This window comes from Vibrio rotiferianus CAIM 577 = LMG 21460 (assembly GCF_002741985.1).
Lineage (GTDB): Bacteria > Pseudomonadota > Gammaproteobacteria > Enterobacterales > Vibrionaceae > Vibrio > Vibrio rotiferianus.
Genome location: NZ_APHW01000002.1, coordinates 105274 through 122360, shown reverse-complemented (window position 1 = coordinate 122360; position 17087 = coordinate 105274). Strand labels below are relative to the sequence as shown.

The window sequence follows — 17087 nt, the reverse complement described above, 5'->3', positions numbered from 1 at the left end:
CCCATACTAGAAATTAAACGGGTTGCTAACCCTATGATTTAAAAAGCAACCAAACAAAAAATTAAGCAAATTAGGAAAAGATAATGCCTTCTAAACACGCTCTAGCTCTTGTTATCGGACTATCACTAACAGCAACTGCAAACGCAGAGGAATACCGTCAACACGAAGCGCATGTGCACGGTCATGTAGAATTCAATATTGCTCAAGATGGTAAAGACCTGCTGATTGAAATCACTTCTCCAGGTGCAGACGTTGTTGGCTTTGAGCACGCACCAGAAAATGCAGAGCAAGAGAAAGCACTTAAACAAGCGATTGCTGCGCTAAAAGATACAGGCAAGCTATTTGCTATCAACAAACAAGCGAAATGTGTGATTGAAGATGTTCACGTATCTCACACGCTTAGCCAAGACTCTCATGAAGGTCATGATCACTACGACCACGAAGGCCACGATCATGATAAACATGACCACGATGGGCATGAGCACGACAAACATGATCATGAAAAGCATAGCGAGCATGAGCATGATGAACACGCACATGATGACCATCACGATCATGAAGGCCATGAGCATCACGACGAGCACGAGGGTCACGATCATGAACACGGCGGCCATGGTGAGTTTACGGCTGAATATCGCTACCACTGTGATTCAGTTGCTGACCTAAACAGCATTGATACCACTTGGTTCAAACTGTTCCCGGCAACAGAATCAATCAGCGTTAACTTGTTCACTGACACAACTCAGTCTGCGACCAACCTAAGCAAAGACAACACTAAGATCGCAATTAAATAACTTATATGGCGTGTAAGTAATCACTTACATGCCATTGCTTTGGTGATTTATTATGACTGAAACCACGTCAAACGTTGTTGAGCTGCATAATGCCCAGTTTGTCTGGCCCGGCTCAGAAAACGCAACCATCCATATCCCACAGTTACACATTGCTCAAGGCGAGCATGTATTTATCAAAGGCCCGAGCGGCTGTGGTAAATCAACTCTGCTTGCTCTGTTAACAGGCATCAATACACTCACATCCGGTTCACTGTCGGTATTAAATACTGATATTGCTCGCCTAAGGGCAAGTCAAAGAGACAAATTTCGTGCCGATCACATTGGCTATATCTTCCAACAATTCAATTTGTTGCCTTATCTAAATGTGATAGAGAACGTCCTAATTCCATGTCAGTTCAGTAAAGTTCGCCGCGACCGTGTTGCTCTCAATGCTTCAATAGCATCACTGGAAGAACAAGCAACAACACTACTAGAGCGTTTACGTTTACCAAAAGAACTGCATGACAAACCCGTTTCGGAGCTGAGTATTGGCCAACAGCAACGTGTCGCTGCAGCGCGTGCTTTGATCGGTCAACCTGAACTGGTGATTGCCGATGAGCCAACATCCGCACTGGACCATGACAACCGCAAAGCATTTATTGAACTACTAATGGAGCAAGCCAACCTTGCTAATGCCACGCTGGTTTTTGTCAGCCATGATCCAACACTAGAATCTTTGTTCGACAGAACACTTAATCTGCCTGATATCAATCAAGCGAAGGCCCTAGGAGGCGAATCATGAGTGCCGTTGTAAAGCTCGCTTGGAAAAGCCTGATGAACCGCAAAGCGACGGCCATTCTCACCATCATGACCGTCGCAATTTCGGTTGTCCTTTTGTTGGGAGTTGAACGTATTCGAACCCAAGCAAAAGACAGCTTCGCTAACACCATTTCTGGCACAGACTTAATTGTCGGAGGTCGCTCGGGGCAAGTGAATTTGCTGCTGTACTCAGTATTCAGAATCGGCAATGCCACCAACAATATTGACTGGAAGAGTTACCAAGAGTTTGCTCACCACCGCGCTGTAGACTGGGCAATTCCAATCTCGTTGGGTGATTCGCACAAAGGCTTCCGAGTCATGGGGACCAACCACAGTTATTTCGAGCATTACAAGTACGGAAGTAAGCAACCACTAACCTTCTCTGAAGGCAAAGAATTCAATGGCTTATTTGAAACAGTTCTCGGTTCTGACGTTGCGAAGCAGCTCGGCTATAACATCGGCAGCGAAATCATCATTGCCCATGGCATCAGTGATGTTGGTTTTAGTCGTCACGATAATTTGCCATTTAAAGTCGTCGGTATTCTGGAGCCTACAGGTACGCCCGTTGATAAAACCGTACATGTATCGCTCGAAGCGATTGAAGCAATTCACGTTGGTTGGGAAAGTGGAGCACGCTTAGGACCAACACCAAAAGCAGAAGACCTTAAAAGCAGAGACTTCCAACCTAAGCAGATCACTGCCATGTTGGTCGGCTTGAAGTCACGCATTCAAACTTTTGCTCTACAAAGACAAATCAATACTTATCCAAAAGAGCCACTTAGCGCCATCATGCCAGGTGTCGCTTTGCATGAATTATGGGGCATGATGTCGGTTGCAGAGCAAGCGCTGATGGCGGTCTCTGGCTTTGTGGTCGTCGCGGGCTTGCTTGGGATGCTGAGTAGCTACTGACAAGCTTACAAGAGCGCCGCCGTGAAATGGCAATACTACGTGCTATGGGCGCAAGGCCAAGACATGTCTTTTCACTACTGATCAGTGAAGCAAGTTTGCTGACTTTTGCAGGCATCATTACTGGTGTAGCTGGTTTGTATTCCATACTTGCCCTATTGCAACCGATAATCCAACAAAGCTATGGTATACATCTTACATTAACGGCGCTCTCTCCTTATGAGTGGATGCTACTTGGCTTGGTACAATGTGCCGGTATTGTGATTGGCTTCATCCCTGCATTCCGCGCTTACCGACAATCGCTCAGTGATGGGATGACAATAAGGATCTAGTAAAAATGTGGAAAAAAATACTCGCTAGCTGCTTGCTAGTGATTTCGTTTACTGCGCCAGTCATGGCCAGTGATGAAGCTCTGACACTTGATTGGATAGATCTTGTACCAGAAGCTGAACGGAAAATGTTTGATAGTGTGGGTATGCCAGCCTCCGATCACAGTGGTGGTGCGGCACAACAGTCAAAGATTGGCAATGTTCGTTCGGAACTGAACGGTAGTGAGGTGAAGATTCCTGGCTTCGTGATCCCTTTAGAAGGCGATGCGAATACAGTGACAGAATTCCTACTGGTACCTTACTTTGGCGCTTGTATCCACGTTCCACCGCCACCGCCAAACCAGATCATTTATGTAAAATTCCCGAAAGGCGCCCCAGTACAGGAGCTATGGGATGTCATTTATGTGGTGGGGACCTTAAAAACCGAGACCATCAGCCACGAATTGGCAGAAACCGGTTATGTCATTGAAGGCACAGCGATCGAAGCCTACGATGACATGTAGCTTGTTTACTTAATTGATTAATTGAATAGATACACCAAGGCGTCGATTCGGCGCCTTTTTTATGTCTGCAAGTTACACTATGTAGCGAGATAAATACGCTAAAACGCCAACATACAAAACCAAAAGTAGCACTATCGACAGGTGTTTTTTCAGTTTACTTGCATCTGAATATTTCATCACCCCTCCAAAATAACGATAACAATTTTAACAAGTCATTATCATTTTGAATAGCCTTTATTCTGTAAATACCGGACATGCCTCTCTGGTCGCACAACATTTATCGGTGTAAATTGACAAAGGCATAAAACGCAAGTTCTTGGTAGGGCATCAGCATATGGCAGAATCCATCAAACAACCCGTCGTCATCGAGCACGATGCGAGTTCCTCAACTCATCAAGCACACGATAAAAAATCAAGCTACATCAAAGACAGTGCAAGTCGAGTTCAAACAATTGCACAGACTTATGGCTTAGATGCGTTATTACAAAGCGATCCACCGGCCAAGTCTGCAATAGAACGAGCCCAACTACGAGAACAAAGACGACAAGAGCAAAGACAAAAGAATCTAGAACAGATATTAAAGCTTGCTCATACATCGTGTCGGGATGAGACCGCTGGAGATCCAGACCAAGATTGGTTATATCGCTTCTTTGATATGGCACAAGATATACATAACAGCTCAATGCAAAAACTCTGGGCTCAAGTATTAAAACGTGAGGTAACCAACCCAGGCTCAACATCAATGAAAGCGCTCAAAGTGCTGAAGGACATGACACCTAAAGAAGCACAGATTCTCCAACGAGCATCTTCATTAGCCTGTAGCTTTGGGGGAGATAACAGCCGTAAACTTCTTATTGGATATAAAGCGCATGGTGGCATATTCAGTTTTGGTAAACGAGATACGACCAACAGTCTGAATATGGGGAGCTTCCAGCTTCCTTATTCGAGTTTGCTAGTGTTGATTGAATTGGGGCTACTGCACAGCACCGAATTAGAGTCTGGAGAGATTGGCATTGAAACGCCGTTAATGCTCACGTATCAAGGCAAGAACTTGTCACTACAGGTGAACACAAAAGGTGTGCGCCTGCTGTACTACCGCTTTACTCCAACAGGCAATGAGTTGTGTAAGCTACTTGGCAACAAAACTAACAGTCAGTACTACGATCAGATGTTAGCGCTTTTAAATCATAAGTTTAGTGTTCATAGCGAAGCGAAACCTACGGTAAATCATACTGTTTAGTACAGCAAAAAGAGCTTTTGGTCACCTATGATCCAAAAGCTCTTTGAACTGCACAACGACTTTTTGGCCACCTATGATCCAAATGCTTTTTTATCGGATCACGCCGCGTTGTTTAAGGTCGATTAAACACAACTCCACCAGCTCTTCGACACTCTTTTCGCCCGCTGGCAAATCAATTTCTGGGTTTGCTGGTGCTTGGTATTCTGAGTCAATACCGGTGAAATTCGGGATTTCACCTGCGCGTGCTTTTTTGTACAAACCTTTCGGATCGCGACCTTCACACACTTCTAAAGAGGCATTGACGAACACTTCAATAAACTCACCTTCAGGCAGCAGGTCACGCACCAATTGACGCTCAGCACGATGAGGAGAAATAAACGCCGACAGAACAATCAAACCAGCATCAGCCATCAGTTTCGCCAACTCACCAATACGGCGAATGTTCTCGCGGCGATCTTGCTCAGAAAAACCTAAATCGCTACACAATCCATGACGAACATTGTCGCCATCAAGCAAATAAGTGTGATAACCCAGTTCGGCTAAGCGATTTTCCAATGCGCCTGCTACTGTTGATTTGCCTGCACCAGATAGCCCAGTAAACCAAAGTACCGCAGGCTTCTGCTTTTTTAATCCAGCACGAAACTGTTTATCAACCGAGTGCTGATGCCAAACGATGTTTTCATCTTTTACCGGAGTTTCGGCAGCCATAACGTATCCTTGTAAATTTACAGATTAAAACGGAAAGAAGACCGGAATCAGCGTCAGAACTAACACTGAATACACTATGGAAATCGGCACGCCAATTCGCACATAATCGGTCAATTTGTAATTCCCTACGCTGTACACCAACAGGTTGGTTTGGTATCCGTAAGGAGAAATAAAACTGGCACTGGCGCCAAACAGCACCGCCATTATGAAAGGCATTGGGTCAACGCCATAACCTACCGCCATACTGTAGCCAATAGGGAAAGACAGCGCCGCCGCTGCATTGTTGGTCACCAACTCGGTTAACACCAAAGTCATGATGTAAGTGGCGACTAAAGCGCCAAACACACCCCAGCCATTAAAGGCTTCGATAAACATATTCCCCATACGCACCGATAAGCCGGATGAAATCATCAATTGCGCAATAGATAACGCTGAACCCACAATCACCACGATATCAATTGGAAAGCGACGACGAAGTTCGGAAAGTTGAATCACGCCAAAGGCAAGTAGCGCAATCAAATACGCCGCCAGACCTTTGATAATAGGTACGAGTTCCAGCAGTGCACAGCCAATCACTGCAGCAAAGCCAAACAACACCAAGGCAGATTTGTTGACATCCAAGCGTGCACTCGAATCCAGATCGTTCACCAACACAAACTCTTTTCGATGCGCGCGGCGTTCCGTCTCAAAGCGCTTACCGGGAACCAAAACTAACGTATCACCCGCAGCTAAGGTAATGTTGCCTAAGCCACCTTCAAGACGCTCATGGCCACGACGAATTGCTACCACAACGGCATCGAAGCGATCACGGAAGCGACTCTCTTTAAGTGTTTTATGGCAGAAAGTCGCCGATGAACTCACCACCACTTCCATAAAATTCTGACCATTGAGGTGTTGATGGCCAAACAACGTTAAACCAGGGATTTCCTGTAGCGTCGCCACGCTCTCTACATCGCCACAAAACAGCAGTCGGTCTTTGGCATTGAGGACAAAGTCAGGCCCGACAGACGGAACACTGACACCATCGCGTATCACTTCAGCCAAGAATAGTTTTCTCAGTGCGCGTAAGTTGTTTTCCGTGATAGTACGTCCAACCAATGGCGATCCTGGTTCAACTCGAGATTCTAAGAAGTAAGGTAAATCTTCTTGGCTTTGGTCATCATAGTTTGGCAATAAATAACTCAGCGGAATAAGAATAAGTACCCCGCCCACCAGCACCGCCAAACCAATCATAGTCGGAGTAAAGAAATTCAGGCTTGGTAAGCCCGCATCCTCAACAAAGCTGTTGATGATTAAATTGGTCGAGGTACCAATCAGCGTCAGCGTGCCACCAAAAATCGCCGCATAAGAAAGGGGAATTAAAAGCTTAGAAGGCGCGTGCTGTTGATTACGTTTTATCGCACCAATTAATGACACCACCACCGCTGTATTGTTAGTGAAAGAAGAAAGCAAAGCAGTAGAAAAGCCTAATTTGGCAATAACACTACCCAGATTACCTTCCGAAATACTGCGACTGACCCAACTAATTAATAAAGTTTTTTCTAATGCGCTTGATGCAAGAATTAATAGCACTAAGGTCAGAAGTGAAGAGTTAGTAAAGTTTGCCGCAATGGTATTGAGCTCTAACATACCAGCCATAAAAGCAATAAAGGCAGCGCCAGCAAAGACATAACTTGGTTTTAGTTTGGTTACGAGTAAACAAGTGATAATGCCAAGCAAAATCGCTAATACAAATCCTTGTTCCCACATAGCCAATCCTTACCAATAAACCCAATACGGGCACAACAACTCGTGCAAACTTAGCTGCACGGAGTGACAAACGAGTAACCAGACAAAAAAGCAAAGCAAGCGAAAAAGAACGCCAGAATGCTCGGTTTCTTGGGCTTCCGGAGCATCCTGGATTCGGGGGAAATCAGCCTGACGGGTTTCGCAACCCCATCAGGCTTGATGAACCAAATTACTTCTTCAGTAACTGGCTTAGATCTTTGGCTTCCCAGTGTGGGAAGTGCTTACGAACGAGAGCATTGAGTTCAAGCTCGAACGCAGAAACATCCGCAAGACCACGCTCAACAGCAGCCAAGCTTTCTTTCACCATGCCCGCACCAACTGTTACATTGGTTAGACGGTCGATGATGATGAAGCCGCCGGTATCGGCACAATCTTGATAGTTATCCAACGCGACAGATTCGTTCAGCGACCACTCACACAAGCCAATGCCGTTAAGCGGCAACTCCGCAGCGCCGTGAGTCGAAAGGTTGTTGATGTCGTACTGGTGACGAATCGCTTCAACGTGACCCACCGTCTTCTTACCAGCAATCTTAATATCGTAATCACGACCCGGTTGCAGCGGTTGCTCTGTCATCCACACAACGTCAGCCAACAAGTGGTTGGTTGATTCTACTTGCGCATTTTCCAGTACCAATAAATCACCACGACTGATGTCGATTTCGTCATTCAGAGTCAAGGTCACAGCCAGACCTGCTTGTGCTTCCTGTACATCACCATCAAAAGTCACGATACGTGCTACGGTTGAGGTTTTACCTGATGGCAGCGCCTTAATCGCATCACCTACTTTCACTGAGCCTGATGAAACCGTGCCCGCAAAACCACGAAAATCGAGGTTAGGACGGTTTACATACTGAACAGGGAAACGGAAGTCGCCTTCGCCTTTCTCGTGGTCAACGTCAACAGTCTCAAGTAGCTCAAGCAGAGATGGACCTTCGAACCAGCTTAGGTTCTGTCCTTTCTCTACTACGTTGTCGCCTTCTAGCGCTGACAACGGAATGATTTGGATATCCGTCTCACCCGCTAGGTTCTCTGAGAACTGTAAGTATTCATCGCGGATCTCTTCAAAACGTTCTTGTGAGTAATCCACCAAGTCCATTTTGTTGATCGCCACAACGAAGTGTTTCAAACCCAGTAGGTTAGAAATGAATGAGTGACGACGCGTTTGGTCCAACACACCTTTGCGTGCATCAACCAGAATCACAGCCAAATCACAGGTCGATGCACCTGTTGCCATGTTACGCGTGTACTGCTCATGCCCTGGTGTATCAGCAATGATGAACTTACGCTTCTGCGTCGAGAAGTAACGGTAAGCCACATCAATGGTAATGCCCTGCTCGCGCTCTGCTTGTAGACCATCTACCAGCAATGCCAAATCTGGCTTTTCACCCGTGGTGCCTACGCGTTGGCTATCCGAGTGAACTGCCGCTAGCTGATCTTCATAAATTTGTTTTGAGTCGTGGAGTAAGCGACCGATTAGGGTACTTTTACCGTCATCTACCGAGCCACAAGTCAGGAATCTAAGTAACGACTTGTACTGGTGTTGTTTTAAATAGCCTTCAATACCAAGCTCGGCTAATTGAGCTTCAACTGCACTGTTCATTATCTTTCCTTAGATCCTTTAGAAGTAACCTTGACGTTTCTTAAGTTCCATCGATCCTGACTGATCATGGTCGATCGCGCGACCTTGGCGCTCACTTGAGGTTGCCACCAGCATTTCTTCGATGATGCCTGTTAGCGTGTTGGCTTCAGACTCAATCGCGCCAGTCAGCGGGTAACAACCCAAAGTACGGAAACGTACACTCTTCTCTTCAATCACTTCACCTGGTTCTAGCTCCATGCGGTCATCGTCTACCATGATCAGCATGCCATCGCGCTCCACAACCGGTCGCTTATCTGCAAGGTACAGAGGCACAATCTCGATGTTTTCTAGGTAGATGTATTGCCAGATATCCAGCTCAGTCCAGTTTGAAAGTGGGAACACGCGAATGCTCTCCCCCTTGTTTACTTGACCGTTGTATGTTTTCCAAAGCTCCGGACGTTGGTTTTTCGGATCCCAGGTATGGTTCTTATCACGGAATGAGTACACGCGCTCTTTTGCACGAGACTTCTCTTCATCACGACGTGCACCACCGAATGCTGCATCAAAACCATACTTGTTCAGAGCTTGCTTCAAACCTTGAGTCTTCATGATGTCAGTATGCTTAGAAGAGCCGTGTACAAATGGACTACAGCCCATAGCTAGACCTTCTGGGTTCTTATGAACCAAAAGCTCAAAGCCATACTTCTCAGCGGTACGGTCACGAAACTCGATCATCTCGCGAAATTTCCAATCCGTATCAACGTGCAATAAAGGGAATGGAATTTTGCCCGGATAAAAGGCTTTACGCGCAAGATGCAACATAACTGATGAATCTTTACCAATCGAATACATCATGACTGGGTTATCGAACTCAGCAGCAACTTCACGGATGATATGAATACTCTCCGCTTCGAGCTGTTTAAGGTGAGTTAAACGTTGTTGGTCCATGTTTTGTCTTTCCTTTTTAAGCTTGAAGGCTCATTAGTCCCTAATTTTTTGTCTGAAATTATATGGAGCTGGCAATAGCACTTTTGTTGAATTCAGTACTAGACAAAAACCAGTCCAACTTTTGAGATAGACGCACAACTTCGCCGACAACAATCAAAGACGGAGCTTGAGCTTCTTTAGATAATTCAGATAGTTGAGAAAGTTCTCCGGTGAAAACTTTTTGCTGGATTTGCGTACCGCGCTCGATGATGGCGATAGGGGTTGAGGCTGCCCTACCATGTTTGATGAGCTGATTCTGAATATAGTGTGATTTCATCAGCCCCATGTAGATCACTAAAGTCTGATTCCCACGAGCTAGTGTCGACCAGTCCATGTCGTCACTTTCTTCTTTCAGATGACCGGTGACAAACAGTGCTGATTGCGCGTAATCACGATGTGTCAGCGGAATTCCGGCATAAGCGGTTGCACCCGCAGCGGCAGTAATGCCCGGAACGACTTGGAAACGCACGCCGGCGTCTGCCAAGACTTCCAGTTCTTCACCACCACGGCCAAACACAAATGGATCGCCACCTTTAATGCGTACCACTTTGTAGCCTTGCTTAGCAAAATCCACCAGCAGTTGGTTGGTCTTCTCTTGCGGCACACTGTGGTGACCCGCACGTTTACCAACGCATACCAAAATGGTTTCGCTTGGGATTAACGCCATGATCTCGTCAGACACTAGATAGTCGTATAGCACAACATCAGCTTGTTGCAGGCAGTTAAGCGCTTTAAGCGTTAATAGCTCTGGGTCGCCCGGACCTGCACCGACAAGGGCAACTTCACCCGGTTGAAGAGATTGTTTGCTGAAACGGGGAAGATCAGCAGCTTGGTTATTCGAAACCAGCCGAGGCTTATTGATTGGGAGAGTCGTTACTGAATCGTTCACTGCCATGTGCTTGCTCATCATCCATTGATATCGGTATGAGCAGCATTATGGCTGCCTGGCTATATTACCTGAAATTCTAAAATTTCATTTTTTATTCAAAAAACTGCTAAGAAGCTTTGGTTTGGTCTCATTCTAATTTGCACAAAAAGCAAACACACTAGAATATTGTTAGGCTATTTCTTATCTAATTATCACAATTTTCTCTCCAGCAATCGTTTCGTCACATAAAAGTTTGTTACAGTACGCCACACTTCCCTATCCCATTAAATTGGAGCACTTCATGAAAATGGCTGTTAATCCTCTATCCGTCGCAGTTTTGGGTGGCATGTTAGCACTTGCTAGCCCAGCAATGGCGGACACCATCAAGTTACGTATTATCGAAACCACCGACATTCACACCAATGTGATGGATTACGACTACTACAAAGACCAGCCTTCGCAACAAATTGGTCTTAGCCGTGCAGCAACACTGGTAAAGCAAGCTCGTGAAGAAGCCGTGAACAGTGTTTTGGTCGACAATGGCGACTTGATTCAAGGCAGCCCGATGGGCGATTACATGGCAGCAAAAGGGGTTAACGCAGGCGAAATCCACCCGGTATACAAAGCGATGAACCAGCTGGATTACGATGTGGGTAACATTGGTAACCACGAATTCAACTATGGTCTTGAGTTCCTGAAAAACTCTATTGACGGTGCAAACTTCCCTTATGTTAGTGCTAACGTTTTCGACAAGAAGACCGGTGAGCACTACTTCAAACCTTATCTAATTAAAACGCACACGTTCAAAGACACTGATGGTCAAAGCCACGAAATCAAAGTGGGTTACATCGGCTTCGTACCACCGCAAATCATGGTATGGGATAAGAAGAATCTAGAAGGCAAAGTCTTCGCTGAAGACATCACTGAAACAGCGAAAAAGCTGGTTCCTCAGATGAAGAAAGAAGGCGCAGACGTGATTGTGGCGATCCCACACTCAGGCATTTCGACTGACCCATACAAAGTAGGCGCTGAAAACTCGGTTTACTACCTCACAGAAGTGGAAGGCATTGATGCGATTGCATTTGGTCACTCTCACGCGGTGTTCCCGGGTAAAGACTTTGCCAAGCTGCAAGGTGTCGACAACGCAAAAGGCACGATTAATGGCGTAACCGCAGTCATGCCAGGTCGCTGGGGTAGCCACGTTGGCGTAATGGACTTGATGCTGAAAGAAAAAGACGGCAAGTGGCAAGTGGTTGAAGGTCAATCTGAAGCGCGCCCTATCTTCGATAAAGCTAACAAGAAATCTTTGGCAGAAGCCGATAAAGGCATCGTGGATGCACTTGTTGATGACCACAAAGGCACACGTGAATTCGTCAACCAACCAATTGGCAAAGCAAATGACGTGATGTACAGCTTCCTAGCGCTTGTACAAGATGATCCAACGATTCAAATCGTAAACCTAGCGCAGAAAGATTACGTGGAACGCTTTATCCAAGGCGACCCTGATCTTGCAGATATTCCAGTATTGAGCGCAGCAGCACCATTTAAAGTCGGTGGACGTAAAGACGATCCAAATGGTTTTACAGAAGTAGAGTCAGGTCAGCTGACTTTCCGTAATGCCGCAGACCTTTACCTCTACCCGAACACGCTGGTAGCGATGAAGGTTAAAGGCAAAGAAGTTCACGAATGGCTAGAGTGTAGCGCAGGTCAATTCAACCATATTGATGTCAACAGCACTAAGCCTCAGTCTTTGATCAACTGGGATAGCTTCCGCACTTACAACTTCGACGTGATAGATGGTGTGAACTACCGAATCGATGTTACTCAACCGCCGAAGTACGATGCGGATTGTAAAGTGATCAACCCAGATTCACAGCGTATCGTGAACCTGACTTACAACGGTAAGCCAGTTGATCCAAAACAAGACTTCATCATCGCAACTAACAACTACCGTGCTTACAGCGCAACCTTCCCGGGTACTGGTCCGGACTTCATCGCGTTTGATGCTCCAGATGAGAACCGCTCTGTAGTGGCTGCTTACATCTCTCGCATCAGTAAAGAGGAGGGCGAAGTAACACCAAGCGCGGATAACAACTGGTCTTTCGCACCAATCAAATCGGACAAAAAACTTGATGTTCGCTTTGAAACCTCACCAAGTGATAAAGCCGCGCAGTTCATCGAAGAAAAAGGGCAATACCCGATGAAGCGTGTCGCCACTGACGAAGTTGGTTTTGCGATTTACCAAATCGACCTGAATAAGTAAGGCAAGTTTGGCAGTGATTTCAAGCGGCTCTCATGAGCCGCTTTTTTGTTATCAGTAAAAATCGTTAGAATGAGGAAAACCGTTTCTGAGTTATCACATGCACAGCGATCTTTTTTCTGACTTAATCAATCATGGCTTCCTCGAAGATGAAGCGAATCAGCTAATTGAACATGGGCAACAGCTAGAGTTGCCAACGCGCCATATTCTTAATCACCAAGGTGAGTTCAGCTCACACATCTACTTTGTGTTAGAGGGCTTGTGCCACGCCAGTTATCTGACTGACAAAGGGAAGGAATTCAGTAAAGAGTTCTACTGGGAAAAAGATTGGGTGATTGGCTTTGAAGGGCTTATTAAGAATCAGCCTTCGCCATATTTACTGGAAACACTGACGCCTTGTCATCTGTTTTGCTTGCCAGTTGAAGTGCTACACCAATGGCGTTCAGAAAAGCATCCTATCTACTTAAAGCTGCTCGAAGCACAATTGATGCATAAAGAAAACAAAGAGCGCTTTATGTTGCTCTACTCACCGGAAGAGCGCTACCAACTGTTTTGTCAGCATTATCCAGACTTAGAACAGCGCATTACCGATAGCCAGATTGCCGCTTACTTGGGGATTACCGCGATCAGTCTTAGCCGAATTAAGTCACGCTTAAAGAAAGGTAATGAATAAGGTCAGATAGGCTGGAAAAAACAAAGGCGCTCAATGTCGAGCGCCTTTGCATTAAATCAAGTTCTGCTTACTTCAGAATACGAGCACGGAATTGACGCCCCTTCATCTTACCGTTGCTGATGGTTTGCAGTGCTTTCTTCGCCACAGATTTCTCTACCGCAACATAAGAACGCATCGCCATTAGTTGGATCTTACCCACTTGTGCACCCGTGATACCATTTTTACCAGTCAAACAGCCAAGGATGTCACCCGCACGTACTTTCTGTTTCTTACCGCCATCAATGTTAATCGTCACCATATTCGCTTGGTATGGCTGCTGAGTTGATTTCGCTGGCAGTGTTGCTGGTACCACATCCATCTCTAGGTACTCTTCAATACGAGCCACACGTAGACCATCTTTCTCACCAAAGAAGCTAAACGCCAGACCTTTGCTGCCCGCACGACCAGTACGACCAATACGGTGAACGTGTACTTCTGGGTCACGAGACAGTTCAAAGTTAAATACCGCATCCAGGTTGTCGACATCCAAACCACGCGCCGCCACGTCTGTTGCAACAAGGATAGAGACACTCTTGTTAGCAAACTGGACCAGAGCTTGGTCGCGCTCACGCTGCTCTAGATCGCCATGAAGATCCACCACACTGAAGCCTTTGTGATGCAGTTCATCTGCTACATTCTGTACTTCTTTCTTGGTATTACAGAACACCACCGCTGACTCTGGCTGGTGCGTCAGTAGTAGGTTCGCCAAAGCTTCATCGCGTGCTTCTGAACCTTCAACGTTGTAAAAGTACTGCGCGATGCTCGACGTATCGTGTGTCGATTCTACTTTGATCATCTCTGGCGATTGCATAATGCGTTGAGCAATCTGTTCGATCTTCTCAGGGAAAGTCGCACTGAATAGCAGTGTTTGACGTTGTTTAGGCGCAGCATCAATGATCGCATCAAGGGCGTCTTGGAAGCCCATTTCCAGCATGCGGTCTGCTTCATCTAGAACCAGCGTGTTTAGCTCTTCTAGGTTAATGCGACCTTTCTCTAGATGATCAAGGATACGACCTGGCGTACCCACCAGAATATGAGCACCATGCTCTAGTGAACCGATTTGCGGTCCCATTGGCATGCCGCCACACAATGTCAGTACTTTAATGTTGTGAATACCACGACCTAACGTACGGATCTCTTTCGCCACCTGATCAGCCAGTTCACGCGTTGGGCACAACACCAAAGATTGTACACGGAAGCGCTTCACGTTTAGGTTGGACAATACGCCCAGACCAAATGCCGCTGTTTTACCTGAGCCGGTTTTACCCTGACCAATCACATCACGCTGATTCAAAATCGCAGGTAAGCTCAACGCTTGAATTGGCGTCATATGGGTGTAGTTCAATGATTCAAGCGTCTCTAGTAGCGCTGGATTAAGCCCTACTTGGTCAAAAGTTTGTTTGCTCACAGGGAAATATCCTCAGGTGGGATGAAAAAGAGGGCACATTATCGCCAGATTTGTCACGAAGACCAGTGAAAATTAACCATTGTTAATGAGTAATAGCAGAAAACGACGTAAAGTCAGCTGCATTCGCTCATTAATGGATATTGAACATGATCAACTGGACTGCCCTACCTTTCTCTCAACTGACGACGAAACAACTCTACGAGATGCTGCGCCTGCGCGTTGATGTCTTTGTGGTGGAGCAAACCTGTCCTTATCCAGAGCTAGACGGCAAAGATACACTGGAAGGCGTTTTTCACCTATTGGGTTACAAAGGTGATGAACTGGTCGCCTGTGCTCGCCTATTGCCTGCTGGTACCACCTACGACAATGTCAGTATTGGTCGTGTAGTAACCAAGCAAAGCGCTCGTGGTAGTGGTCTTGGACATGAACTGCTTGAGCAAGCCTTACAACATTGCCAACAGCTTTGGGCTGGTCAAACGATAGATATCGGTGCGCAAGAACACCTGATGGCTTTCTATGCGAGTCATGGCTTTGAAGTCATTTCCGAAAGCTACCTTGAAGATGGTATCCCGCATGTCGATATGCGCCGAGTGAGCTAAATGTCACCCCACCACCTGGCGTTACTATTACTGGTTATCGGCAACTTGGCGGCGTCACTCTCCGATGTCGCCGTCAAACTGATTGAAGGCGGCATTAGCCCGTTCCAATATATGTTTGTGCGCCAGTTGGCTTCACTGCTGCTCATCCTACCTTTCTATCTCAGACAACAACCGAATAAACGTAGCCTGAAGCAAGCACCTATTACCTTATTGCGGGCACACCTAATATTAATTGGTAGCGGCTGTATGATGGTTGCAGTCACTCACCTGCCTCTTGCGACTGCTAACGCCGTCTTTTACGCAGCGCCGATTTTAATGTTGCCGCTGTCGATATTGTTCCTCAAAGAGCATCCTCCACTGAGCAAGGTCTTGTTCACTTGCTTCGGGTTCCTTGGTGTCTTAGTGGTACTCAGGCCAGATAATTTTCATTGGGCAGCGTTGTTTGCACTCGGCACCGCGACCACGCTGGCAATGTTCAATATATTGGTAAGAAAACTGCCTAGCGAGCAATCCGTCGTCACCACACTTTGGTGGACCACTCTATTCTCGTTACCTATCTCTGCAGTACTGGCTGGATTTTACTGGCAACCGATGACGGGACAAGAATTGGTATTAGTTATCGCTAGTGCAGTATGCATCTTAAGCTATAACGGCTTGGCAGTACTGGCATATCAAAAAGCTCCAGCCGGAGAAATTGCTTTAGCTGAATACTCTGGCTTAGTGTTCGTAACAATCTTTGGAATATGGTGGTTTGACGAGATTCCAGATTGGCTGACTGCGGTAGGGATCCTGATGATCGTATTACCGCTCTTGCCATGGAATAAGAGAAGACGGCTCACCAATCGAGAGGCATCAGATTGAGATGCTATCACTAGCAAACAGAAGGATATAAAAAAGGCGCGAATCATCGCGCCTTTAGAATGTGCGCTAATGAACGTTATTTATTGCGCCCGAATGTGCCATCAGATAAGCGGAAGAACATCACCGACTCGCCACTTTTCTCAAGCTGCAGCATATCTAACTTACCATCATCAGCGAGCTTAAAGCGAACCAATTGACCTTGTTTAATCCGGCTCAGTGGTTTATCGCTGCCTTCAATTTTGACCAAGGCGTTTAAGTCAGCCATCGAAAGTTGGTTACTACGGAATACTTGGGCCAGCGTATCACCGTTTTTCACCGTGTACTCTTTCCACTGTTCCGATTTTGGTTCTGAGTTCTGTGCTGAGCGCTGTTCACTTAAGCTTTGCGCGTTCAGTTGAATGGCAACACGTTGACTCTCAACTTGAGCATCATCGATAAGTGCCTCAGTATCTTTGGGTACAGGGATGATCAGAAGCACCAACACCACTGGCACTAATACCATCAGTGCACGTTGATGGAGTTTTGGAAAGCGTTGCCAAAACTGAGCCACAGGTTGTACTCTTTCCTGCCACTTCTCTTTGTTAAACGGCTGCTTCCAATCGATAGCAGCGAACTTTTGTTTCATCAATTCGACGTGGTCGACTTGCTGCTTTTTCTTTCTGCGACGATTCATTCTGATGAGTCCTTTAATACTTCTAATCTCAGTATAAAAATACCAGCGGGGAGAGTATATGTTTTTCGCCAAAG

General features: G+C 46.2%; 15 protein-coding genes and 1 pseudogene. 9 read left to right on the top strand and 7 right to left on the bottom strand.

Features of this window, described 5'->3' with window-relative positions; genetic code table 11:
* The first annotated feature begins 83 nt into the window (after nt 1-83).
* From zrgA to B853_RS01365, 5 genes and pseudogenes are all read left to right on the top strand, one after another.
* Entirely contained in the window at nt 84-794 is a 711-nt protein-coding gene (gene zrgA, locus B853_RS01385) for a zinc uptake protein ZrgA (RefSeq protein WP_038885352.1), read from the top strand.
* 52 nt (nt 795-846) lie between these two features.
* Nucleotides 847-1575, top strand: coding sequence for an ABC transporter ATP-binding protein (locus B853_RS01380; protein WP_038885353.1), 729 nt, complete (start codon nt 847-849; stop codon nt 1573-1575).
* Nucleotides 1572-2830, top strand: a pseudogene (locus tag B853_RS01375) (ABC transporter permease). Before B853_RS01380 ends, B853_RS01375 begins: the two are co-directional and overlap by 4 nt.
* Before the next feature lie 5 nt (nt 2831-2835).
* Nucleotides 2836-3330, top strand: coding sequence for a DUF3299 domain-containing protein (locus B853_RS01370; RefSeq protein WP_010445406.1), 495 nt, complete (start codon nt 2836-2838; stop codon nt 3328-3330).
* A 334-nt stretch (nt 3331-3664) separates the two neighbouring features.
* Nucleotides 3665-4570 (top strand): TIGR03899 family protein, encoded by a 906-nt coding sequence (locus tag B853_RS01365; RefSeq protein WP_010445404.1) that lies wholly within the window; start codon nt 3665-3667, stop codon nt 4568-4570.
* Between the two features lie 90 nt (nt 4571-4660).
* On the opposite strand, the gene cysC is transcribed toward B853_RS01365, so the two are convergent.
* The 5 genes from cysC to cobA all read right to left on the bottom strand — a co-directional run bounded on the left by cysC (nt 4661) and on the right by cobA (nt 10527).
* Complete coding sequence (gene cysC / locus B853_RS01360) at nt 4661-5278, bottom strand: adenylyl-sulfate kinase (protein WP_038885354.1); 618 nt, start codon at nt 5276-5278, stop codon at nt 4661-4663.
* A 24-nt stretch (nt 5279-5302) separates the two neighbouring features.
* A complete protein-coding gene (locus tag B853_RS01355; protein WP_038885355.1) occupies nt 5303-7027 on the bottom strand; it encodes an SLC13 family permease in 1725 nt (574 codons plus the stop codon).
* A 208-nt stretch (nt 7028-7235) separates the two neighbouring features.
* Nucleotides 7236-8666, bottom strand: a complete 1431-nt coding sequence (cysN, locus tag B853_RS01350; protein WP_038885356.1) for a sulfate adenylyltransferase subunit CysN — start codon at nt 8664-8666, stop codon at nt 7236-7238.
* Nucleotides 8667-8684: 18 nt separating this feature from the next.
* Entirely contained in the window at nt 8685-9593 is a 909-nt protein-coding gene (gene cysD, locus B853_RS01345; RefSeq protein WP_005450539.1) for a sulfate adenylyltransferase subunit CysD, read from the bottom strand.
* A gap of 58 nt (nt 9594-9651) precedes the next feature.
* Entirely contained in the window at nt 9652-10527 is an 876-nt protein-coding gene (cobA, locus tag B853_RS01340; protein ID WP_045402724.1) for a uroporphyrinogen-III C-methyltransferase, read from the bottom strand.
* A 274-nt stretch (nt 10528-10801) separates the two neighbouring features.
* On the opposite strand from cobA, the gene cpdB reads away from it, so the two are divergent.
* Nucleotides 10802-12763 carry a 2',3'-cyclic-nucleotide 2'-phosphodiesterase gene (gene cpdB / locus B853_RS01335; protein ID WP_038885357.1) on the top strand — a complete coding sequence of 654 codons (1962 nt, stop codon included), beginning with the start codon at nt 10802-10804 and terminating at the stop codon, nt 12761-12763.
* Between the two features lie 97 nt (nt 12764-12860).
* Nucleotides 12861-13433 carry a Crp/Fnr family transcriptional regulator gene (locus tag B853_RS01330; RefSeq protein WP_010646401.1) on the top strand — a complete coding sequence of 191 codons (573 nt, stop codon included), beginning with the start codon at nt 12861-12863 and terminating at the stop codon, nt 13431-13433.
* A 67-nt stretch (nt 13434-13500) separates the two neighbouring features.
* On the opposite strand, the gene dbpA is transcribed toward B853_RS01330, so the two are convergent.
* A complete protein-coding gene (dbpA, locus tag B853_RS01325) occupies nt 13501-14880 on the bottom strand; it encodes an ATP-dependent RNA helicase DbpA (protein ID WP_038885358.1) in 1380 nt (459 codons plus the stop codon).
* A 146-nt stretch (nt 14881-15026) separates the two neighbouring features.
* On the opposite strand from dbpA, the gene B853_RS01320 reads away from it, so the two are divergent.
* Together B853_RS01320 and B853_RS01315 are read left to right on the top strand one after the other, a co-directional pair.
* Nucleotides 15027-15479 (top strand): GNAT family N-acetyltransferase, encoded by a 453-nt coding sequence (locus B853_RS01320; protein WP_038885359.1) that lies wholly within the window; start codon nt 15027-15029, stop codon nt 15477-15479.
* Entirely contained in the window at nt 15480-16340 is an 861-nt protein-coding gene (locus B853_RS01315) for a DMT family transporter (protein WP_038885360.1), read from the top strand.
* A gap of 76 nt (nt 16341-16416) precedes the next feature.
* Here B853_RS01315 and B853_RS01310 read toward each other — a convergent pair whose 3' ends face one another.
* Nucleotides 16417-17013, bottom strand: coding sequence for a LysM-like peptidoglycan-binding domain-containing protein (locus tag B853_RS01310; protein WP_010445390.1), 597 nt, complete (start codon nt 17011-17013; stop codon nt 16417-16419).
* Nucleotides 17014-17087: the final 74 nt, after the last annotated feature.